Annotated in this window: 17 protein-coding genes and 1 pseudogene; 6 read left to right on the top strand and 12 right to left on the bottom strand. The window is 35.8% G+C overall.

Annotated features, from left to right (window positions below; translation table 11 throughout):
• Positions 1 to 198 (bottom strand): annotated as a pseudogene (locus ACEYOS_RS06635) (SAM-dependent methyltransferase); the annotation flags it as partial.
• A 15-nt stretch (positions 199 to 213) separates the two neighbouring features.
• Positions 214 to 657: a heme-binding protein gene (locus ACEYOS_RS06630; protein WP_373707685.1), complete on the bottom strand. Its 444-nt coding sequence runs from the start codon at positions 655 to 657 to the stop codon at positions 214 to 216.
• A 264-nt stretch (positions 658 to 921) separates the two neighbouring features.
• Between ACEYOS_RS06630 and ACEYOS_RS06625 the strand changes: the two genes are divergently transcribed.
• The 6 genes from ACEYOS_RS06625 to ACEYOS_RS06600 all read left to right on the top strand — a co-directional run bounded on the left by ACEYOS_RS06625 (position 922) and on the right by ACEYOS_RS06600 (position 9,928).
• Complete coding sequence (locus ACEYOS_RS06625; RefSeq protein WP_373707676.1) at positions 922 to 3,141, top strand: NADP-dependent isocitrate dehydrogenase; 2,220 nt, start codon at positions 922 to 924, stop codon at positions 3,139 to 3,141.
• Positions 3,142 to 3,276: 135 nt separating this feature from the next.
• The gene (locus ACEYOS_RS06620; RefSeq protein WP_373707677.1) at positions 3,277 to 3,894 is read left to right on the top strand and encodes a hypothetical protein; all 618 of its coding nucleotides are present in this window, start codon (positions 3,277 to 3,279) and stop codon (positions 3,892 to 3,894) included.
• Positions 3,895 to 4,300: 406 nt separating this feature from the next.
• Positions 4,301 to 4,714, top strand: coding sequence for a hypothetical protein (locus tag ACEYOS_RS06615; RefSeq protein WP_373707678.1), 414 nt, complete (start codon positions 4,301 to 4,303; stop codon positions 4,712 to 4,714).
• 121 nt (positions 4,715 to 4,835) lie between these two features.
• Entirely contained in the window at positions 4,836 to 5,081 is a 246-nt protein-coding gene (locus ACEYOS_RS06610) for a hypothetical protein (protein ID WP_373707679.1), read from the top strand.
• Positions 5,057 to 7,654 carry a T9SS type A sorting domain-containing protein gene (locus ACEYOS_RS06605; protein WP_373707680.1) on the top strand — a complete coding sequence of 866 codons (2,598 nt, stop codon included), beginning with the start codon at positions 5,057 to 5,059 and terminating at the stop codon, positions 7,652 to 7,654. Before ACEYOS_RS06610 ends, ACEYOS_RS06605 begins: the two co-directional genes overlap by 25 nt.
• Before the next feature lie 72 nt (positions 7,655 to 7,726).
• Positions 7,727 to 9,928: a TonB-dependent receptor gene (locus ACEYOS_RS06600; protein ID WP_373707681.1), complete on the top strand. Its 2,202-nt coding sequence runs from the start codon at positions 7,727 to 7,729 to the stop codon at positions 9,926 to 9,928.
• An 88-nt stretch (positions 9,929 to 10,016) separates the two neighbouring features.
• Here the strand turns inward: ACEYOS_RS06600 and ACEYOS_RS06595 are convergent, their stop codons facing one another.
• From ACEYOS_RS06595 to ACEYOS_RS06550, 10 genes are all read right to left on the bottom strand, one after another.
• Complete coding sequence (locus ACEYOS_RS06595) at positions 10,017 to 10,901, bottom strand: pseudouridine synthase (RefSeq protein WP_373707686.1); 885 nt, start codon at positions 10,899 to 10,901, stop codon at positions 10,017 to 10,019.
• 377 nt (positions 10,902 to 11,278) lie between these two features.
• Positions 11,279 to 12,175 (bottom strand): UbiA family prenyltransferase, encoded by an 897-nt coding sequence (locus tag ACEYOS_RS06590; protein WP_373709758.1) that lies wholly within the window; start codon positions 12,173 to 12,175, stop codon positions 11,279 to 11,281.
• Between the two features lie 69 nt (positions 12,176 to 12,244).
• Positions 12,245 to 13,171 (bottom strand): mevalonate kinase, encoded by a 927-nt coding sequence (locus tag ACEYOS_RS06585; protein ID WP_373709799.1) that lies wholly within the window; start codon positions 13,169 to 13,171, stop codon positions 12,245 to 12,247.
• Positions 13,172 to 13,272: 101 nt separating this feature from the next.
• Positions 13,273 to 14,763 (bottom strand): MFS transporter, encoded by a 1,491-nt coding sequence (locus ACEYOS_RS06580; protein WP_373709759.1) that lies wholly within the window; start codon positions 14,761 to 14,763, stop codon positions 13,273 to 13,275.
• Positions 14,764 to 14,864: 101 nt separating this feature from the next.
• Entirely contained in the window at positions 14,865 to 16,043 is a 1,179-nt protein-coding gene (locus ACEYOS_RS06575; RefSeq protein WP_373709760.1) for an acetyl-CoA C-acyltransferase, read from the bottom strand.
• A 90-nt stretch (positions 16,044 to 16,133) separates the two neighbouring features.
• Entirely contained in the window at positions 16,134 to 17,387 is a 1,254-nt protein-coding gene (locus ACEYOS_RS06570; RefSeq protein ID WP_373709761.1) for a nucleoside permease, read from the bottom strand.
• Between the two features lie 15 nt (positions 17,388 to 17,402).
• Positions 17,403 to 17,999 carry a bifunctional nuclease family protein gene (locus ACEYOS_RS06565; RefSeq protein WP_373709762.1) on the bottom strand — a complete coding sequence of 199 codons (597 nt, stop codon included), beginning with the start codon at positions 17,997 to 17,999 and terminating at the stop codon, positions 17,403 to 17,405.
• Positions 18,000 to 18,084: 85 nt separating this feature from the next.
• Positions 18,085 to 19,455: a 7TM diverse intracellular signaling domain-containing protein gene (locus ACEYOS_RS06560; RefSeq protein ID WP_373709763.1), complete on the bottom strand. Its 1,371-nt coding sequence runs from the start codon at positions 19,453 to 19,455 to the stop codon at positions 18,085 to 18,087.
• Positions 19,456 to 19,612: 157 nt separating this feature from the next.
• Positions 19,613 to 20,560 carry an electron transfer flavoprotein subunit alpha/FixB family protein gene (locus tag ACEYOS_RS06555; RefSeq protein WP_373709764.1) on the bottom strand — a complete coding sequence of 316 codons (948 nt, stop codon included), beginning with the start codon at positions 20,558 to 20,560 and terminating at the stop codon, positions 19,613 to 19,615.
• Between the two features lie 23 nt (positions 20,561 to 20,583).
• Complete coding sequence (locus tag ACEYOS_RS06550) at positions 20,584 to 21,330, bottom strand: electron transfer flavoprotein beta subunit/FixA family protein (RefSeq protein ID WP_373709765.1); 747 nt, start codon at positions 21,328 to 21,330, stop codon at positions 20,584 to 20,586.
• Positions 21,331 to 21,415 lie beyond the last annotated feature (85 nt).

The raw sequence follows: 21,415 nt of genomic DNA, 5'->3' as shown, positions 1-21,415 counted from the left end.
TTCAAAACCTTCATTTAATAAATGATCAACCAACGTGCTATCTCCACCACCGATGTCAATAATCTTGGCAGATCTAGCTAATCCAAATGACTTGATAAAAGCCAAAGAAGTTTTTGGAATTTCTTGAGTCCAACTTACTTGTTCAGGGCTTTTAGTTTCGTACACGGTTTCCCAATGTTTCTTTCTGTCTAGATTCATTTGTTGTTTATCAATTTATTTCGAAATTTTAAATCCTAAATTCTCAACAGTCTTCTTAGCAATATTGTGATCATTTTCACCGCTTCCACCACCTGAAATACCAATACTTCCAACCAAGTCGCCATCTTTAAAAATAGGCATTCCACCACCCAGCAATAAAAGTTCTGGTAAAGTATTTAGGTTTTGAGCATCTTTGTTATTAGCAGCGTTATTCATGAGATCCCATGAGGCATTCTTCGTCGAAAATGACGTGTAGGCTTTTCGGCGCGACGCTTCTGTATTGTGAGGTCCCACATTATCACCTTTTAATAAAAGCAAAACAACACCAGAATTATTCAAAACGGCTATTGAAACTTTCTTGTCTAATTTTTGAGCCTCGGCATTCGCTTCTTTAGCAAATCGTAAAGCTCCTTCCTGATTGAGTGAACTTGACTTCTCAACATATTGAGCAGATAACATAAAGCTCACTACTAATAATAAGATACTGAAAATACTTCTTTTGATATTCATAATTTATATTTTAATTTGAAGCAACAAAACTACGTCATTACAGCAAAAATGAAATTGTAAAAGAAAAATTCTCATGATAGATAAAAAGAATATCAATCTTAAAACGTGATTAACCATTTTTGCGAGACAAGAAATCAGGTTTATCAGTCCCAAATTTCTTTTAAAATCACTACTTTTGTGCTTCATTAATTTTAAAATTAAAAATCAAATATAATGGCAGAAAAATCTAAAATCGTCTATACGCTGACAGACGAGGCGCCAATGCTGGCAACTCATTCTTTTTTACCTGTTGTACAAGCGTTTACCAAAAGTGCAGACATCGAAATTGTACCAAAAGACATTTCACTTGCTGGAAGAATCTTAGCCAATTTCTCAGAATATCTGAAAGACGATCAGAAAGTAGAAGATGCCTTGGCCGAATTGGGTCAACTGGCAACTACTCCAGATGCAAATATTATCAAACTTCCGAATATCTCAGCTTCCGTTCCACAATTAGATGAAGCTATTGCTGAATTGCAAAAGCACGGTTTCGCTTTACCTAATTATCCGGCAGAGCCAAAAAATGCAGAAGAGGAAAAAATTAAAAATACGTATGCTAAAGTTTTGGGCAGCGCTGTAAATCCTGTTCTTAGAGAAGGAAACTCAGACCGTAGAGCACCAAAAGCAGTTAAGAATTACGCAAAAACAAATCCTCACAGAATGGGCGATTGGTCAGCAGATTCTAAAACCACTGTAGCCAATATGAACGACGGAGATTTTTACGGTACTGAAAAATCAATCACTTTAGAAAACGATGCTCAATATAAAATAGAATTCTTTGGAAATGATAATTCTATAAAAGAACTGAAAGGACTTTCACCATTAAAAGCGGGAGAAATTATCGACTCTTCTGTGATGCATCTTTCTTCATTGAAGAATTTTGTTGCTAATGCGATGGCAGAAGCAAAAGAAGCAAATGTTCTTCTTTCTGGACACTTAAAAGCAACGATGATGAAGGTTTCTGATCCAATTATTTTTGGAGCCATTGTAGAAACTTATTTCAAAGACGTTTTCGCAAAATATAAAGACACTTTCAAAGAATTAGATATTAATCCGAACTTCGGATTAGCGACTCTTTTCGAAAAGATTTCTGGCAATGAAAAAGAAGCAGAAATTAAAGCGGATATTGCTAAAGCGATCGAAAACGGACCAAGGATCGCGATGGTTAATTCGGATAAAGGAATTACCAATTTCCATGTTTCATCTGATATTATTGTAGATGCTTCTATGGCTGCTTTAATTAGAGGCGGCGGTAAAATGTGGAATGCAGAAGGAAATGAAGAAGATACTGTTGCCATGATTCCAGACAGATGTTATGCAGGTTTCTACCAAGCGGCAATTGACGACATGAAGAAAAATGGCGCCCTTGATCCAAGAACAATGGGTTCTGTTCCTAATGTTGGATTGATGGCTCAGAAAGCTGAAGAATACGGTTCTCACGATAAAACTTTCCAGCTTACGGCAGACGGAACGGTAAAAGTGTCGGATGCGGATGGAAATGTATACATGGAACAATCCGTTCAAACAGGAGATGTTTTCAGAATGTGTCAGGCGAAAGATGCACCGATTCAGGATTGGGTAAAACTGGCAGTGAACAGAGCGAGATTATCTGATACTCCTGCTGTTTTCTGGTTAGACGACCAAAGAGCGCATGATCGGGAAATGATCAAGAAAGTGGAGAAATATTTGAAAGATTACGATACCACAGGTCTTGACATCCGCATCATGAATATTGAAGATGCGATGACTTTCACTTTAGAAAGAATCAGAAAAGGTTTAGATACTATTTCAGTTTCTGGAAATGTGTTGAGAGATTATTTAACTGACCTCTTCCCTATTTTAGAATTAGGAACATCGGCGAAAATGCTTTCTATCGTTCCATTGATGAACGGTGGTGGCTTATTCGAAACTGGAGCTGGAGGTTCTGCGCCGAAACATATCGAACAATTTATTCAAGAAGGATATTTACGTTGGGATTCTTTAGGAGAATTTATGGCGTTGCAAGCAAGTTTAGAACATTTGGCTCAAACTCAGAATAATGAAAAAGCACAGATTTTATCAGATGCGTTGGATGTTGCAAACGAAAAATTCTTAGCGAATGACAAATCACCAGCGAGAAAAATTGGTTCAATTGACAACAGAGGATCGCATTACTATTTGGCAATGTATTGGGCAGAAGCTTTAGCAGCACAAACCAAGAACACTGAGATGGCGGCTTTATTTACTCCCGTTGCCAAAGCAATGGAAACGAATGAGGCAAAAATCAATGAAGAGTTAATTGGCGCACAAGGAAAACCTCAGGATATCGGAGGTTATTACTATCCAAACTCTGAGAAGACCGATGCGGCAATGAGACCGTCATCAACTTTGAATACAATTATTGATGGAATTTAAGTAGTGAATTAAACTCACTTTTGCTCCTATAAAGTTACAACACTCTCCATTTTTGGGGAGTGTTTTTGTATTAAAAACCAAGTCTTTACGCTTAAATTAAATTTCTTAATTTTGTTTAAACTAAAAACTCAAACCATGAAAAAACTAATGATTGCAGCCGCAGCTCTAATGCTGGTCACGTGTTCCAAAGAAGAAAAAGTAAAAGAAGAAAAAACAGGCGGTTTATCTGATCTTGTTTCTACCGCAAAAACTTACGGTAAAATGGGCAGTTCCATGCAGGATGTTACAAAGAACATCGAAAACTTAAAGAATGTTCCACCTCTTACGAATGATGAACTAAAGGCCGTTCTACCAGAAATCCTTTTGGGTTTAAAAAGGAAAGAACTTTCCGTCGGTGACAATGCCATGATGAATTTATCGACTGCGGAAGCAAAATATGCAGATGATGAAAACAGACGCGTTAAAGTAGAAATCGTTGATGGCGCCGGAGAAACCGGCAGTGCTATGGTTTCCATTATGATGATGGGATTGAATGTAAACAAGGAAAAAACGACTGAATTTGGTTTTGAAAAAAGCACCGAAATCAATGGTGCAAAATCTATTGTTTCTGAATATAAAAATGGAGAAGACATTAATTCCGAAATTCAGACTGTTTTGAAAAATCGGTATCTGGTGACTTTAAAAGCAGATGGATTTACCTATGAAGAGTTGAAAAGTGCTTTAAGTACACTTAACAATTCTGCATTAAAATAAACTTTACCACAATATTTAACAAAACGTCCCGCAATTTGCGGGACGTTTTGTTACTTTAAATCATGAATCAGAGATTCGATCTGTTTGATATATTTACCGAAATTTTTTTTAAACCACCCTTTTCCTACAAAATATAAAGCAGCTAACCCTCCAATCCAGTTAGCGACAGAATACTAATAAATGTCAATCCGGAACGCTATTCGTAAATGTTATAAAATAATAAAGGGATTGCAAAAACTGACTTTAATTATCATTAAATCAAGAACTTATAACCACGATAAATCTTTCATTTTTTAATCATATCTATCTTACCACTAAAAATAATTATAGAAAAGTCGGGAAGCTTTTTGTATATTTCTTAATTAATTAAAAAAATACCGACATGAAAATCTTTAATTACCTATTGATGTCATTTTTTTTAAGCAGCTGCGTTGCTGCTCAAAACTTCCAATCAATCAAGGCTTCTCATAGCACCAGTTATGGCGGCGTAAAAGGAGCCCGAGCTGAAAAACTTGAGCTTGTGATTAAAGAAAATCCTCAGCTTCAGGTAAAATATTTATTAGTAGGAAATGTAAAAATAATTTTAATGAAAAAGAATGTTGGTAGAACAATTCAATTAAATGGAATTTATTTCCCGGAACAGCAACCAACGATCACTTCAAGTGGCGAGAATGTTAACAATAGAAATGACTTCAATCTAAAAGAAGTTTTCTTGATTTCAGAAGATTTAAAAAAGAAAAAAGAAATAGCCCAAAGAATTACTTTCACTTACAATTTAAATAACGAAGAATCGATACCAACAGATGATGTTCCCGAATAATTAGTATACAAAATTTCCTTAACTAGTATCAATATGTATATAAATATGATTTTTATTTATTAATTAATCAATTTATTGCGCATATAGATTTATATTTGTTATAAAACTAAATAACATTATTATGAATCTAAAATTAATTTTCGGGGTCACTTTTACGATCGCGTCAGTATATCTGAACGCACAGGTAAAAGAAAGCAGCACCACTACAGATACGCAGGTTAATAAGACGTATCTGAAGCATATCAAAGAAATTGTCAGCAACTATCAAAAGCGTGTTGAGTATGCAAAAGCCAATCATCAAAAACCCCCGACGAATATTACGTGCATGATTATATTGCCACCATGGATCCTGAAACAGGAACCGTAAGCAATCAAAATTATGTTAATCTGGAACAAGATGTAAAAGCAGGAAAATTTTTACCACAGAAGGATTTAAAAATCTTTAGCGGTGTTAAAGGGCCTGCCAATAAAGATGGCATTACAAAGCAATGGGCTGAAAGAGGTCCTTATTCCGTAGCCGGAAGAGTGAGAGCGATAATGTTTGATCCGAACGATACTACGGGTAAAAAAGTTTGGGCAGGAGGAGTTTCTGGTGGATTATGGTTTAATAATGATATCACGGATGCTAACACAGAGTGGACTTTAGTCGATGCATTCTGGTCCAACACAACTGTTTCATGCATAACCTCTGATCACAATAATTCTCAGATTTTTTATGTCGGTACAGGCGAGGTAGAAACAAGTGACTTCAGCGGCTTAGGCATTTGGAAAACCATCGATGGAGGAAGTACCTGGAACCAGATATTTGCTTTTGAAAATGGATATGCTGGAAACGGCGTAAAAAGAGGAAACTATAATGTCCCATCTATAAAAGTTGTCAATAATAACAGAGTTTCTGAAGTTTATGCTGGAGTTGCAGGATCCTATTTTGCCGATGCAGCTAATTTTGCAGGTTTAGACCAATCTGGTTTATATAAATCTACAGATGGAACTAACTTTACTTTATTAAATAGCTTGTTAGCTGGCCCTCGGGGTTATGACATTCAGGATATTGAAGTTGGCGCCGATAATGCAATTTGGGTCGCAACAAGAAGAAGAAGAAGTCTTTATGGTGGAACAACGTCTGGTGGCAAAATTTTTAAATCAACCAACAACGGAGTCTCTTTTACAAATGTGTATGATGTTGGCAACCCGGGTTCAAGAGTAATGGTTGAAGTTTCTGCGACAAATCCTTTAAAAGCTTACGCATTGATGCAGGGAGCGAATACCTCAGAGCCTATAAGAATGGCAAAGACCATCGATGGTGGCACCACTTGGATCTCAACCAATGTTGCAGCTTCAGGTATTACGTTACCAAATCCTATCGACACCGGACAACCTGATAATGATTTCACCAGAGGACAAGCTTTCTATGATTTGGTTCTTGAAACAGATCCAACCAATGATGAACAGGTATATGTAGGAGGAATCGATTCTTACAAATCAAATGATGGTGGCGCAACCTGGACTCAATATACCAAATGGTCTAATAATAATGTGATGGGATCGACCAGCATTTCTTTAGTTCATGCAGATCAACACGCACTTGTTTTTAATCCTAAAAATCCTGACCAATTTGTCATGGGAAATGATGGTGGTATTTTTTTTACCGCTAACAAAAATAATCTGGCCAATACCAGCGCTGTTGGAGTGCGAAACAAAAAGTTAAATATCACGCAATTTTATCACGGAACCTTAAATCCAACTGCTTCGTTTTCGAATGAACAGATGATTCTTGGTGCCCAGGATAACGGAACACAGCAGCTTGAAGGAGTTGCTTTAGCTAATAATTTCTATGCTAACTCTGAAGTGTACGGCGGCGATGGTGCTTATACTGCATTTGATGATCAAGATAAGTATTTGATTGCTTCGTATGTGTACAATTACCACATTATATTCAATGCACAAGGAAGTTACTACCTGCTTTCTACCAAAGCACAAAGAGATGCAGGACAGTTCATTAATCCGTTGGCGGTCGATAGAAACCTGGATATTGCTTACACCAATGCTTCAGCTAACAGTACTTCCGTAACTTTAAATAGAATTACAGGTTTATCAACATTACCTTTTGCGCCAACAAGAAGTCAGCTTTCCATTGCCTCAGTTGCCGCCGGTGAAAATATATCTGATATTTTAGTGTTACCGTATAATACTACAAGCTCTACTCTTTTTATTGGTCTTTCTTCAGGGAAATTATACAAAGTAAAGAATGCTGATACAACACCAGCTGTCTCTTTATACAGTTTTAATTTTGGAGGCTATATTTCTGATGTTAAATTAGGAATTTCGGAAAGTGAAATAATGGTCACGGTATCCAATTTTAATAAAACGAGTGTGTTTTACAGTACTGATGCTGGATCTACGTGGATTTCAAAAGAAGGAAATCTTCCCGACATTCCGGTTAAAGCGATATTCATGAATCCGGAAGATAATAACGAAGTAATTCTTGGAACTTATTTCGGAGTTTGGGGAACGGCAAACTTCCAGTCTGCAACGCCGACGTGGGCTTTGTATTCTAACGGTTTAGGAAAATTTAAAGTAAATCATTTCGATTACAGACCATCTGACAAAACGATTTTAGCCGTGACTTATGGACGAGGAGCGTTTACCACTAAAATAGATGACGATGGTTTAGCAACAGGAAACGCTCAACATAACCTTCTTAGTACGCAGGTATATCCAAATCCTACAAGAGGTCCGATTCATATTAAGTTTGAGGGAAAAAATGGTAAAGCAGCAGATGTAGAACTATTTGATACGAGTGGGAAATTAGTACTTACTAAAAAGAATGTTAAATCAGATGAAGAATTCAGTATCGAAAGTTTACCAAAAGGAACTTATGTTTTAAAAGCTTCCCAAAGTGGAACCATGATCTATTCGTCAGTAATCATTAGAAAGTAATTCAATTTTAACTAAAATAAAAGGTAAGGAATATCCTTACCTTTTTCTATTTTATGCAACACTAAATTTTTTATGAAAAGAAACCGTACACTTTTAATTCTTCTGTTTTCAACTGGTATGGCTAATGCGCAAGAGAATATAAAAAATATCGAAGAAGTAGAAATTCATGCCCGGGTAAAAGTTTCAAAAGAACGGGAAGAATTTAAAAGACATGCCCAGTCTACGGAGATCATTTCTGAGTACGAAATCAATAGAAACAATCCTGCTTTCCTGGAACAAAGTCTCAATACCATGGCTGGAGTTCAGGTCGAAAAAAGGACGCAGCTTGGTGGCCAAAGGATTATCTTACGCGGTTACGGGAATGACCAGAAATTCAACAACTGGGGAATTAAAATTTATCTGAACAATATTCCACTGACAGGTGCAGATGGCGTCACGATTTTGGATGATATCAATTTTGGTCTTATCAATCATATTGAGGTGATAAAAGGTCCAGCTGCGACTTTATATGGTGGCGGTTCTGGCGGTGCAGTTCGGCTGTATATCAGACCGGAAAACAAAAAAGGAACTTCTGTTTCAGAACAGTTTAATACTGGATCATTCGGCTTATTTCAATCTTCTACCTCTGTAACCAATACTGGTGACAACCACTCTATTACCGCCAATTATAGCCACATCGGTAGCGATGGATACCGACCGCATGGAAAAAGCATCAAGAATTTTTATACGATCAATGGAGAGTTTAAACTGAATACGAAACAGAAAATAACTTTACTCGCTTCCCACGGGAATTCATTGGAACAGGTTTCGGGACAGATTTCATATGATGATTATTACAACGGGATTGATAACGGAAACTTTTCCTACATCAGACGAGGAGCAAAAACAAAATTTGTAACTTCCAGAGTTGGTGTCGGACATATTTGGGATATTAGCAAAAACTTTAAAAACAGTACAACGGTATTTTACAGCGGAACAACGAGCGACAGAGTTGCGGCAGGAGCTTCTGAAACTTATTCTGCTCCGAACTACGGTTTCCGATCAGTTTTTAATTTCACTACAGAATTTAATGATTTCAAAAGTCAAACAGAATTTGGTTTAGAGATTCAGCAATCGCGATCGTTGATTTCTAACTACCGTTTCAAAAGTGTAAAAATTACCGAAGCACCGATTCTACGACCGATATATGAAGGTTCTTATTTCAAATATTTAAATAACCAATCCAATTATTTTGTTGTTGAAAAGCTTACATATAAACCATGGGATTTGATGTTTTTGGCAGGACTTAGTTTAAATCAGATCAGTTACACGAGAGATGATCTATTTGCGCTTCCAGGACTATTTGTCGTTAATGGTAAAGATCTTTATAACAAAAATCTGTCGTTCGCAAAGAAATTCGATTTGGTAGCAACTCCGCATTTCGCAGTTCAAAAAACCTGGAACAATCAAATTTTGAATTTAAGTTATAGTGAGGGATACAATGCACCAACTTCGGCAACTTCATTTATTTCTGGACTTAATCAAACCAGCGACAATTTGATCGCAGAGAAAGCGAAAATGTGGGATTTCAGCATTCAAGGATTGCTGGCGGACACTTCCATCGATTACCAGTTTTCGGTCTTCAGCATTGGGATCAAAGACAAGTTGAGCCAATTGCGAGGAACCATTAACAATGCTGAAAACACGCCATATTCCTATTGGGCAAACACCGGAAACCAAGAAAATAAAGGTTTAGAAATGAGCGTTGGTTATGTTTACAGACTTAAAAATTCTTTCCTGTCCAAAATTCAGCCTTTTGTAAGTTATACGTATAATGATTTTAAATATTCTCAATTCAGCACCTATTTGCAAGAAGCGGGTCAACCGGCAGCAGTCATGAATTATGATGGTAAAAATGTAGTGGGCGTTCCGAAAAATAAACTTTCAGCGGGAATTGATTTTGAAACTAAAATAGGAATCTACTGGCAGAATACTTATAATTATCTGGGAAGTGTTTACACTGATTTCGCGAATAAAAATGAGGTCAGAAGTTTTGGTTTATTGAATTCTAAATTGGGCTATAAACACCGTTTTAATAAAGTTGATGTTGATGTTTTCTTGGCGGGAAATAACTTGACCAATCAAATTAACTACACTTTCTTATTTTATGGTAACAGCATCAACGACAGTGACAAAGACAATCAATATCTTGATCCTTCAGTCTTTACGGACGTAAATCCGGGACCCAATAAAGCTTATTTCTTCACTGGTTTTAATGTGAAATATAATTTTTAACTTAGCTCCAATAAAGTAAAAACCCTTTCTGCCATAAAGCAAAAAGGGTTTTCTATTTTTAAAATTCTTTAATTCGAATCAAAGAAATTTAGATCATTTTCAAAGTGTTCACTTCTAATTCAGATAAAATCCTCCAGTGTCCACGTTTGATATTTTTCTTGGTTAATCCGGCAAACAATACGCGGTCAAGCAATTCAACTTCATATCCTAATTTTGTGAAGATACGACGCACTACTCTATTCCAACCGATACTCAATTCGATTCCGATTTCATTTTTTGGTTTTCCTTCGATGTAAGAAATACTGTCAACTTCAGCAATACCTTCTTCCAAACGAATTCCTTCCTGAATCATGTTTAGATCTGCTCTGTCTAATTTACGATCCAAAGTAACATGATAAATTTTCTTCATCGCAAAAGATGGATGCGTTAATTTCTTCGTCATGTGACCATCATTGGTCAACAAGATCACTCCAGTTGTAGAGCGGTCTAATCTTCCTACTGGAAATAATCGGTAAGGTGAGGCATTCGCTACCAGATCCAAAACTGTTTTTCTGGCCTTGTCGTCTTTGGTTGTAGAAATATATCCTTTTGGCTTATTCAATAAAACATAAACCGGTTTTTCTGGCGTAATTCCCTGTCCGTCGAAAACCACTCTGTCGGTTTTCTGAACCTGGTAACCCATTTCTGTCACTGGTTTTCCGTTCACTTCTACCAAACCTTGCGTGATCAAATCATCTGCTTCTCTACGAGAGCAAATTCCTGAATTGGCGATGTATTTATTTAAACGTATTGAATCTTTTGGAGTTTCTTTGGCTAATTTATCAAACCTTCTTTTTTGAACAAAAGAACGTGTTTTTTCAGCTTCATCAACTGGAACAAAAGGTTTTTTGTATGGTTTTGGGGCACCGGATTTTGCTGGACCTTTAACAAACTTGCTGCTGTTATCAAAAGACTTTCCGATTCTTTTTCCCATTTTTCGGGAAGCTGGCTTGTCAAAAGTTTTCTCGTAAGATTTCGCTTCTGCCTGAGACATTAATCTCGGTTCTCTTGGTGCTTTAGGTTCTTTCGGCTCTTTTCTTTCTTCTGGTTTTTCAGTTCGCGGACGAGCAGATTTTGTTCCACGTGGTTTTGGGGAACTTCCTGAATTAGAAATTTTGCTGATGCGAGGCTTCTTATTACCATTACTGTCTCTGCTCATGTTCTGAAAAATTTATCTGCAAAGATAAGGTATTTTTTGCTTGTTTAAATGCGACTAAACAATAAGATAGGCTCTAAAAAGTTAAATCTTAATAAAATTTAATATTGTTAAAAGCGGTATGGTTAAGAAATGATAGCCAAAGAATACAACGTTTAGAAGAAATAATGTTGATGAATTCCGTTGGCTAACATTGAGATAATCCCAATGAAAATCCAGCTTCTAAGCATATTCAAATTTGCGAATTTTGAATATCGAGCTTTATTTAAAACTAAGAATACCGATATAATCTGGACAAAAATACTGGCAGCAAAATAATAACTCATGATGCTGTTTAAGCCCATTTTCCAAATAATTAAGCCCGAACAAATCTGCGCTAGAATTAAAAGAATCACAATAATAGTACGTGACATTGTAGAACTAAAATAATTGGGAATCGTAAAATATCCAAAAACTTTGTCAGCATTTTTAGTTAAAGTATCTTTTAAAACATCAATAATTAGAAGCATTAAATAAATAAAAATGGACATTAAAAAAATGAGTACTGAGAAAGTTTTATAGTAAAAAAGCATCCCAAAAAACGGATACAATGATAGACTTACAAAAGTTAAATTATTAATGATTAACAACTTACTTAATTTATGACTGTAAAACCACATTAAAAATTGGTAAATCAGAAAGAAGAAAAACACTCTTATTGAAATCATTCCAGCGATTCCGAGAGAAAAAATATTTAAGGCGATATAAGCGTAGAGGAAATACTTCTGTTTCAAGAAATTTTGAACTCTGGTTCGAAAAGGCTTTGTGATTTGATCTTTTTCACGATCGTAAAACTGATTGATAATTCCACCTGCCAAAATACTAAGGATCGTACAAAATATAATCCCGTGAACTCTGAAATCGAAGACAAAATTTCTGAGGCTTTCTTCTTGATTAAATAGAAAAAAAGTAGAAACGTATAAAGCAAAAGTGAGGAGTAAAGTCACGAAAACCCGCGCGCCCATGATAAAAGCGATGAACTGTGAAAAACGGTAAAACAAGGGATTTTTCATGGAGCGTAAAGTCACAAACTGCTTAATTAAAATAAATTTGATTGGTGGCTTTTTACTTCAACAGATGATCTAAAACCTATAAATTACTTCTTTGTGGAAACCTTCGAGCATTTTTTCAGCTTTAGAATAGTCTTTGGTGAAACCTAGAATGTAGCCGCCACCTCCACTTCCGCAGAGTTTTAGGTAATAAGCATTGGTATCTAAACCTTTTTTCCAGGCCTTGTAAATACTTTCAGGAATCATTGGTTTGAAATGTTCGTAAGCCCAAACAGAAAGACTTTTTAAATTTCTAAAAAGCGGTGTCATTTCTTTTTTCAGGAAAGCATCGATGCAAGCGTTGTTGTAACGAATAAACTCCTCTTTCATGGTTTTACGGAAACCTTCGGTTTTCATTTTTTCAAAGAAGATCTGAACCATCGGTCCAGTTTCACCCGTCATCCCAGAATCGATTAAGAAAATCGCTCCTTTTCCCTCATGACTTGCCGGCACAGAAACTTTATCCACACTGTCTCTGCTTTCAATAAGAATCGGAAGATTCATATAGCAAATAAGAGGATCGATTCCTGAACTCTTTCCGTGGAAATAACTTTCCATTTGACCGAAAATTGTACGAAGATTTTTTAATTCATCTTTAGAAACCTGTTCTGGTTCGTAACTTTTTAATGAATATTTTTCAAAAATAGCCGCAACCAAAGCACCAGAGCTACCTACTCCATATCCTTGCGGAATATTCGAGTCAAAGAATAGTCCTTTTTTGATGTCTTTTTTGAACTTAGAAATATTGAGTTGAAAAGTTTCGGGAAGTTGTAAATCTTTTAAATATTCAGAATATTTTAAAAGCGAATCATTTGATTTTTTTTCAAAATCACTTTCTAAACCTGAAAATTTTAAGGTTCCTTTATAAAAACTATAAGGCAAAGTTAGTCCCTGCGAATCTTCGATAATACCGTATTCGCCGAACAAGAGGATCTTTGCGTAAAATAAAGGGTTGGTCATAATTTTAGATAATCCAGGGATTATTAACTGCAAATTTAATCATTTTTAATGATAAACCAGTTATTAATCATCAATTTATACCAATCTTCCGAATTAGCATTTTACTTAGCATCGATATTCTTGGCTTTTAAAAAACGGATTAAAACCAATCCAACCGCAAAGAAAACAGACATCAAAACAAAAGCGAAACGCATATTGTGAAATTTCTGAATTACAATACCAAAGATTAAAGATCCAAAGATGATCGCCAATTTTTCGAGAACGTCATAAAAACTAAAATACGTGGTATTATCCATCGAATCTTCCGGTAATAATTTTGAGTAAGTTGATCTTGACATCGCCTGTAAGCCACCCATCACCAAACCTATAAAAGCTGCCAAAACATAGAACTGCTTTTCAACATTGGGGTTTTCTTTATTTAAAAAGAAAGCAGACAGACAACAAATGATCCAAATAAAGACCGCGATACTGATCACGTTTTTATTGCCGATTGACCTGGATAACCTTGAAAATGCTAACGCTCCAAAAATAGCCACGATCTGGATTACCAAAATGGTGATGATCAATTTATACTGGTCTTCTTCTTTAGTGAAAATTTCTGAGGTTCCGAATAAAGTTGCCATCAAAAAGATCGTTTGCATTCCGATACTATAAAAGAAAAAAGAGGACAGAAAAAACTTTAAATTTCTATTCTTAAATAATTCGCTACCCACTTTAAATAATTCCCGGAAACTTTCTTTGGCCACATCGACGTAAAAGGCAATATTATCTTTTAAAACGACAAAGAAACCACCTTGCTCTTCATGAATTTTAAAGATATTTTTATAATTCAACAGCACGAGATCTTTTGGTAATTTATCTTTAATTAAACCAAACTGAGGAAGGTTTTTAAATGAATACTGTGAAAAGCCGAACCACCACGCTCCCGTTATCAAAAAGGTAATTCTGGTGTAGGTCTTGGTTTCTTCTGGAGTATTGGCGATGAACTTAATTAATAACAAGCAAATAATTAATAATATAACGGATCCAATGTAGCCGTAGACATATCCTTTAGCGGACAATGCATCATGCTTATCAGGCGTCGCAATGTCTGGTAAAAAAGAATTATAAAATACCAAACTTCCCCAAAATCCAACACTTGCAGTAATACTGAACAGCAAGCCCAGAAATACATTCTGCATCCCTGTAAACATCGCTAATCCCATACAAGAGGTCGCTCCCAAATAGCAGAAGAATTGTAAAAATGATTTTTTGTTACCGATCGTATCTGCCAATGAAGACAATATTGGTGAGATGATGACGACAATTAAAAAGGAGATCGTGAGTGAAAAACTAAAGATGGCAGCCGGTTCATAAGCAGTGCCAAATATATTGATCATGTGAGGCACCGGCACATCTCGCCACAAACCCGAACTTTCTATAAAGACTCTTTCGGTGTGAGAAGTCGTTAGATTCGTATAATAAATCGGAAAAATGGTTGACGTAATAACCAAAGAATAAACAGAATTGGCCCAATCATACAAAGCCCAGGCTTTCATCGTTTTGGGATTATTTTTAATATTTTGAGGTTGCGCAGATAAGTTTTCCGACATTTTGAAGTAATTAATTGAACAAAAATAACAAATCCATTAAGAATCTACTGAAAAAATCACTAGTTATTCCTAATGGATTGATTTAAAAGGCTTTAAATATTTTATAGATTCTCAATAACGATTGCTGAAGCGCCACCTCCACCGTTGCAAATCGCTGCTGCACCGTACTTACCGTTGTTTTGTTTCAAAATATTTATTAATGAAACAATGATTCTTGAACCTGAACTGCCAAGTGGATGACCTAAGGAAACTGCTCCACCGTTCACGTTCACTTTAGAACTGTCTAATCCTAAAATTTTGTTATTCGCTAAACCAACTACAGCGAAAGCTTCATTAAACTCAAAAAAGTCGATATCAGAAATCTCTAAGTTGGCTTTTTTCAAAGCGATAGGAAGTGCTTTTGAAGGTGCAGTTGTAAACCATTCCGGCTCATGAGAAGCATCAGCATAACCTACGATTTTCGCTAAAGGTTTCAATCCTAACTCTTCCATTTTTTCTTTCGACATTAAAATTAAAGCAGAGGCTCCATCATTTAAAGTAGAAGCATTTGCAGCAGTTACCGTTCCATTTTCTCTTTGGAAGACAGTTGGCAAAGTTCCGATTCTATCGAAGTTCACTGATTTATATTCTTCATCTTCGGAAAAAATAACTGGATCTCCTTTTCTTTGTGGAATTTCAACAGAAACAACTTCATCTTTAAATTTACCTTCGCTCCAGGCTTTTGCCGAACGCTTGTACGATTCGATCGCAAAATTATCTTGATCTTCTCTGGTTAAACCATATTCGGCTGCACATTTTTCGGCACAAACTCCCATGTGAACTTTATTGTAAACATCTGTTAAACCGTCGAGAACCATTCCGTCCTGCATTTTAACATCGCCTAATTTGGTAGCATTTCTTGCATTATAATAGTGAGGAACGGAAGACATATTTTCCATTCCACCCGCTACGATAACATCCTGATCTCCTGCTTTAATGGATTGTGCAGCCATCATCACTGCTTTCATTCCAGAAGCACACACTTTATTAATAGTAGTTGCTGGCGTATGATCAGATAATCCTGCACCCATTGCTGCCTGACGCGCTGGTGCCTGACCTTCTCCTGCTTGCAATACATTTCCCATGTAAACTTCCTGAACATGTTTCGGGTCTAGATTTATTTTGTCTAACGCACCTTTGATTGCAGTGGAACCTAACTTTGTAGCTGGAACTGTTGCCAAGCTTCCTAAAAAACTTCCCATTGGCGTTCTAACTGCTGATACGATAAATACTTCTTTCATTATGTAGATTTTATATTTTTTAAAGTACGCCAAATTACAAAAAAAAACACACTCTGAAAAAAGTGTGTTTTGTTATATTGAAAATGAATTTTATAAGTCAGCTACAACTTCTGGATCGTGCTTATGCTTAAACATCACCGCAAATAATACGGTAATTACTAACGCATAACCTGCAAAAACGAGCCAGATTTCATGCCACATTTTATCACCGTTTTCTAAGGTAAAGTATTGTTGAATCAACCAACCACTCAATAAACTTCCTCCGATGGCACCAAAACCATTGGTCATCATCATGAATAAACCTTGCGCAGAAGAACGGATTTTATAATCAGTTGTAGTTTCTACAAATAGCGATCCCGATATATTAAAGAAATCGAAGGCCATTCCGTAAACGATACAAGAAAGAATGATCAATCCTAAACCGAATCCTTGTGGTTCGCCGTAAGCGAAAAATCCAAAACGTAAAACCCAGGCAAACATGGATAAAAGCATCACATTTTTAATTCCATATTTCTTTAAAAAGAAAGGGATTGCCAGAATAAATAAAGTCTCTGAAATTTGAGAAATTGACATTATTAAAGTGGAACGCTCTACGACGAAACTATTCGCATATTCAGGAATTTTACCAAAATCTGACAGATAAGTATCGCCGTACATATTGGTTAATTGCAAAGCTGCACCTAAAAACATGGAGAACAAAAAGAACAAAGCCATCTTGTAATCTTTAAATAAAGAAAACGCATTAAGCCCTAACTTCTCTGATAAAGTGGCATTCGCCGGAATTAAATTCTGAGGTGGACATTTAGGTAAAAAGAAAGCATAAACTCCTAAAACCAAAGCGACGACAGCAGCGATATAAAACTGCACGCCAGAATCCTTATTTCCTGTAAGATTGGTCATCCACATTGCAACAATGAAACCTACTGTTCCCCAAACTCTAATTGGTGGAAACACTTTCACCACATCGTAATTGTTATTTTTAAGGATATAATAAGCAATGGAATTGGAAAGAGAAATCGTGGGCATATAGAACATCATCGCCAAAAGCATCACCCAAAAGAAATTTTCTGGCGTTGTGATCGAAGGCAAAAATAACATGGTGATCCCGTAAAGAATATGTAAAATACCAAACAGTCGTTCTGCATTCATCCATCTGTCGGCAATAATTCCTGTAAGAGCTGGCATGATAAGAGAAGCAATTCCTAAAGTCGCAAAAACTTTTCCGAATTCCTGACCTCCCCATTGTTTTGTTCCGAACCAGTAAACTCCTATCGTAATTAACCAAGCTCCCCAAACAAAAAACTGCAGGAAAGACAGAACGGTAAGTTTTAATTTTAAATTCATAATATTCTTAAATTATTAATCGATTTTCTTTTTTCTACGTTTTATTTCTTCCTGAATTTCTAAAGCAACATCGAAGTCTTCATCTTTCACGGCGTCTTCGAGCAATTTTGTTAAATCTTCATTACTAAGACTCGATAAATTTCCTTCTACTTCAATATCATCAGTAATGTCAATTTCCTTGGAAGGTACATCGAGTTCCAATAAAATCCCAGCTTCATTTAAAACTTGCTGAGTAGTATAAATCGGTGCATCAAAACGGACCGCCATCGCAACCGCATCAGAAGTTCTTGCATCCAGGATTAATTCTTCTTCCGTCGTTTTATTTTTAAAATTGATGTTCGAGAAAAATACGCCGTCGATGATTTGATAAATAATAACAGAGGTAATCTCAAAATGAGTTGCTAGAACAAATTTTGAAAACAAGTCATGCGTAAGAGGTCGCGGTGGATGAATATCTTTTTCTAAACCTAATGAAATAGATTGTGCTTCGAAATTACCAATTACAACTGGCAATTTAATATTAGTGTCTTCATGTTCCAAAAGCAAGGCATACGCGCCAGATTGCGTTTGGCTATAGGAAATTCCGCGAATGGTTAATTTTTTATAATCCATACGACAAATATAAATTATTTTTTAGAGAAGCGATTTGTTTTAGAAGGTTTTAAGGGAGATATTTTGTAAAAATGCCAAATATCATCTATGTTTTGTAAATATCATCTAAATTAATTGAAATGGTAAATAAAGTACCTTGTTTATGGCTGTCTTTTTTAATTTTCGCATTTAAAAATCGTATTCTAGAATCGATATTGCTAAGACCAATTCCATTGGAGGTTTGTTCCTCCGAAAATCCTCTTCCGTTATCTTGAACCGAAATTGTAATTTGAGGTTTTTTGTAATTAATGCTCACATCAGCTATCGACGCTTGTGAATGTTTTACTACGTTGTTAACCAGTTCCTGAATAATTCTGTAAATATGGGTTTCTACATTTTTATTAATGTTGATTTCATCGCCTGAAAAATTAAAATTCACTTTAATCTTATAAACCGATTCCATCTTTTTACATAAGTTCTCTACTGTTTGCAACAAGCCAAAATTGGTGATCGAACTAGGCGAAAGATTGTGGGAAATTTCTCTAATTTGGACACACGAATTATCAATAATTTGGGAAACTTCTTTCAGAACGCCAACATTCACAGGAGATTCCGTGGAAACATTGATATTGGAAAGATTAAATTTAATCGCCAGTAAATCGCCAGCAATACCATCGTGAAGTTCTTCTGCAATTCTCTTTCTTTCATTTTCTTCGCCTTCCATTAAACCTTCTAATTTACTGATCTCTTGCTCATGTTTATGAATGGTGATCAAATTTCGCACACGGTTTTTTTCATCATTGATGATCTTTATTTTATAGGCTAAACCGAGACTGAAAAAGATGGTTTCTATAATGATGCCAACATAGAAAAAGGAAATAGGATTTTTAATATTCAACGACGGAATGAAGGTACCTGTAAATGCTATAAGCGCACAACAAATATAAGAAGTAACTCCAAAAAGGAAAAAATCTTTGTGTTTACCCGATCGATTTACAGATTGTACTACCGAAATCAAAAATAAGGAGAGCATCACCGGTAAATAAATAAAGGTATATAGTAGAATATACAAGTCAGAATTTTTCAAAACATAAGACAGGACTGCGAAAAGAAAAAATAATACGCCCAAAATTCTCAATGTTAAAACTACTTTATTAAAATACTTTTTGACCCGCTTATCCAGATCAAGAAAGTACAGCGCAAACATCGAATACAAATTATAAAAGATGACTTGAATGAAAAAATTGAGGATTTCCGTAAAAACTTTAGAGTTGGTTGTACCGATAAATCCAGCAAGGAGATTTTCAAATCCGTAGTAAACAGAATCATATCGACTCAATAGATACATGATCAAGAAAATATTATAGAGAGCATAATATTTAAAACTTTTCTCCCGAAGATATATGAAAATGACGCTACTAATAATTATAAAAAGTAGCTGGAACGAAATCGCCATGTTCCAAATAAACATTTCCATTAACAAAAATTATTACATTAAAAATGGTCTATAAGTAAAATTAGTCATTTTATTACGACCGTAATTAATTTTGAAGATTTCTTTTCGTAAGGAATTACTGTAAAACGAAAAACGCCGAAGTGATTCGGCGTTTAATATGATGTTCTGAAAGATATTCTTATCCTTTCAAAGCTTTAATTTTCTGAGTTAATTCCGGAATAATCTGGAAGGCATCGCCTACTACTCCATAATCGGCAGATTTAAAGAAAGGAGCTTCTGGATCATTGTTGATTACCACAATCGTCTTAGAAGAATTCACTCCAGCCAAATGCTGAATCGCACCTGAAATCCCAATCGCGATGTACAGGTTTGGTGAGATTGCTTTACCAGTTTGCCCAACGTGTTCAGCGTGAGGTCTCCATCCAATATCAGAAACTGGTTTTGAACAAGCTGTAGCAGCACCTAAAAGGTTCGCTAAATCTTCAACCATTCCCCAGTTTTCAGGACCTTTCATTCCACGACCTGCAGACACAACGATTTCAGCTTCTTTCAAATCTAATTTCCCAGAGCTCTGTTCGTGCGAAAGAACTTTGGTATCTTCGTTAGCTACTGATAAATTTTTCACTTCTTCAGATCCTGCAACTGCATTTTCTTTAACGCCGTAAGCATTTTGAGAAACAGTTACGATAACTCCGGCTGCTTCTGCTTTCGCGTGCATCATTCCTTTGCCAGAAAAAGCTCTTCTTTTCACTTGGAAAGGAGTAATGCTTTCTGGAGTTTCAATTGCATTGGTGATTAAAGAATAATTCTTCATAATCGCCAACATAGGTGCAATTGAAGAAGCATCTGTGGTATGAGGGAATACGATGATATTTCCATCTGCTACTTCACTTACTGCTTGCGCATAAGCTTTTGCACTGAAACTTTTCAAACCTTCATCTTTAATATTAAGAACCTGGTTTGCACCATATTTATATAATAAGTCGGAAGAATCTGTTGGGTTTACGGAAATTGCGGTAACGGTATCTCCATTTTTGTCAGCGATTGCTTTGGCGTAAGAAACCGCCTCAAATGCTGCTTTTTTATAGATTCCGTTTATATTTTCTGCATATACGAATATTGCCATTTTGATTTTGTTTAAGGTTAGAATTAAATTACTTTGGCTTCTTCGTGAAGTAATCTTACCAATTCATCAAGGTTGTCTGGAGTTATCATTTTCACAGCAGCTCTGGCAGGAACAGAATCAAAAGAAACTGCATCTACTTTTACTTCGCTATTGATTGGTTCAGTCACCGTTAATGGTTTTGATCTGGCAGACATAATTCCACGCATGTTCGGGATAATTAAATCTTTCTCGTCGACCATTCCTTTTTGACCTGCGATTACCGCTGGAAGTTTGACTGAGATAGTTTCTTTACCACCTTCGATTTCTCTAACGGCAGTAGCTTCAGCTCCATTTACTTCTAAACCTACACAAGCATTTACAAAAGGTTGATTTAATAATTGCGCAACCATTCCTGGAACAGAGCCACCATTATAATCGATTGATTCTTTACCACAAAGGATCAGATCGTAGCCACCAGCTTGGGCGACATTCGCGATTTCTTTGGCGACAGAAAAACTGTCTTTTGGTTCAATATTAATTCTGATCGCATCATTTGCACCAATCGCTAATGATTTTCTGATCACTGGTTCGGTGGTTACATCACCAACATTAAGTACCGTAACGGTTGCTCCTGCTGATTCCTGCAATTTGATCGCTTTAGTTAAGCCGAATTCATCTAAAGGATTGATCACCCACTGAATTCCGTTTTTGTCGAAAGCAGATTTGTCTGCTGTAAAATTAATTTTGGACGTAGTATCTGGGACACTACTGATACAAACTAATATTTTCATGTGCTAATATTTATTGTTTTACTGTTTGCTAAGATAAAAAATTATTTACTATGCATGCATAGTATTTTGAAGAAATTTATATTTC

Source organism: Kaistella sp. (genome assembly GCF_041824135.1).
Classification (GTDB): Bacteria; Bacteroidota; Bacteroidia; order Flavobacteriales; family Weeksellaceae; genus Kaistella.
The sequence above is the reverse complement of the archived record's forward strand: the minus strand, read 5'-3'. Positions and strand labels throughout refer to the sequence as shown.

What these genes read in the sequence shown, in the direction of transcription:
- ACEYOS_RS06625 (WP_373707676.1), top strand. Translation starts at nt 922, where the DNA reads ATGGCAGAAAAATCTAAAATCGTCTATACGCTGACAGACGAGGCGCCA.
- ACEYOS_RS06550 (WP_373709765.1), bottom strand. Translation starts at nt 21,330, where the DNA reads ATGAAAATATTAGTTTGTATCAGTAGTGTCCCAGATACTACGTCCAAA.
- ACEYOS_RS06565 (WP_373709762.1), bottom strand. Translation starts at nt 17,999, where the DNA reads ATGGATTATAAAAAATTAACCATTCGCGGAATTTCCTATAGCCAAACG.
- ACEYOS_RS06555 (WP_373709764.1), bottom strand. Translation starts at nt 20,560, where the DNA reads ATGGCAATATTCGTATATGCAGAAAATATAAACGGAATCTATAAAAAA.
- ACEYOS_RS06630 (WP_373707685.1), bottom strand. Translation starts at nt 657, where the DNA reads ATGTTATCTGCTCAATATGTTGAGAAGTCAAGTTCACTCAATCAGGAA.
- ACEYOS_RS06560 (WP_373709763.1), bottom strand. Translation starts at nt 19,455, where the DNA reads ATGGAAATGTTTATTTGGAACATGGCGATTTCGTTCCAGCTACTTTTT.
- ACEYOS_RS06615 (WP_373707678.1), top strand. Translation starts at nt 4,301, where the DNA reads ATGTCATTTTTTTTAAGCAGCTGCGTTGCTGCTCAAAACTTCCAATCA.
- ACEYOS_RS06595 (WP_373707686.1), bottom strand. Translation starts at nt 10,901, where the DNA reads ATGGGAAAAAGAATCGGAAAGTCTTTTGATAACAGCAGCAAGTTTGTT.
- ACEYOS_RS06585 (WP_373709799.1), bottom strand. Translation starts at nt 13,171, where the DNA reads ATGACCAACCCTTTATTTTACGCAAAGATCCTCTTGTTCGGCGAATAC.
- ACEYOS_RS06580 (WP_373709759.1), bottom strand. Translation starts at nt 14,763, where the DNA reads ATGTCGGAAAACTTATCTGCGCAACCTCAAAATATTAAAAATAATCCC.
- ACEYOS_RS06605 (WP_373707680.1), top strand. Translation starts at nt 5,057, where the DNA reads ATGGATCCTGAAACAGGAACCGTAAGCAATCAAAATTATGTTAATCTG.
- ACEYOS_RS06590 (WP_373709758.1), bottom strand. Translation starts at nt 12,175, where the DNA reads ATGAAAAATCCCTTGTTTTACCGTTTTTCACAGTTCATCGCTTTTATC.
- ACEYOS_RS06610 (WP_373707679.1), top strand. Translation starts at nt 4,836, where the DNA reads ATGAATCTAAAATTAATTTTCGGGGTCACTTTTACGATCGCGTCAGTA.
- ACEYOS_RS06600 (WP_373707681.1), top strand. Translation starts at nt 7,727, where the DNA reads ATGAAAAGAAACCGTACACTTTTAATTCTTCTGTTTTCAACTGGTATG.
- ACEYOS_RS06570 (WP_373709761.1), bottom strand. Translation starts at nt 17,387, where the DNA reads ATGAATTTAAAATTAAAACTTACCGTTCTGTCTTTCCTGCAGTTTTTT.
- ACEYOS_RS06620 (WP_373707677.1), top strand. Translation starts at nt 3,277, where the DNA reads ATGAAAAAACTAATGATTGCAGCCGCAGCTCTAATGCTGGTCACGTGT.
- ACEYOS_RS06575 (WP_373709760.1), bottom strand. Translation starts at nt 16,043, where the DNA reads ATGAAAGAAGTATTTATCGTATCAGCAGTTAGAACGCCAATGGGAAGT.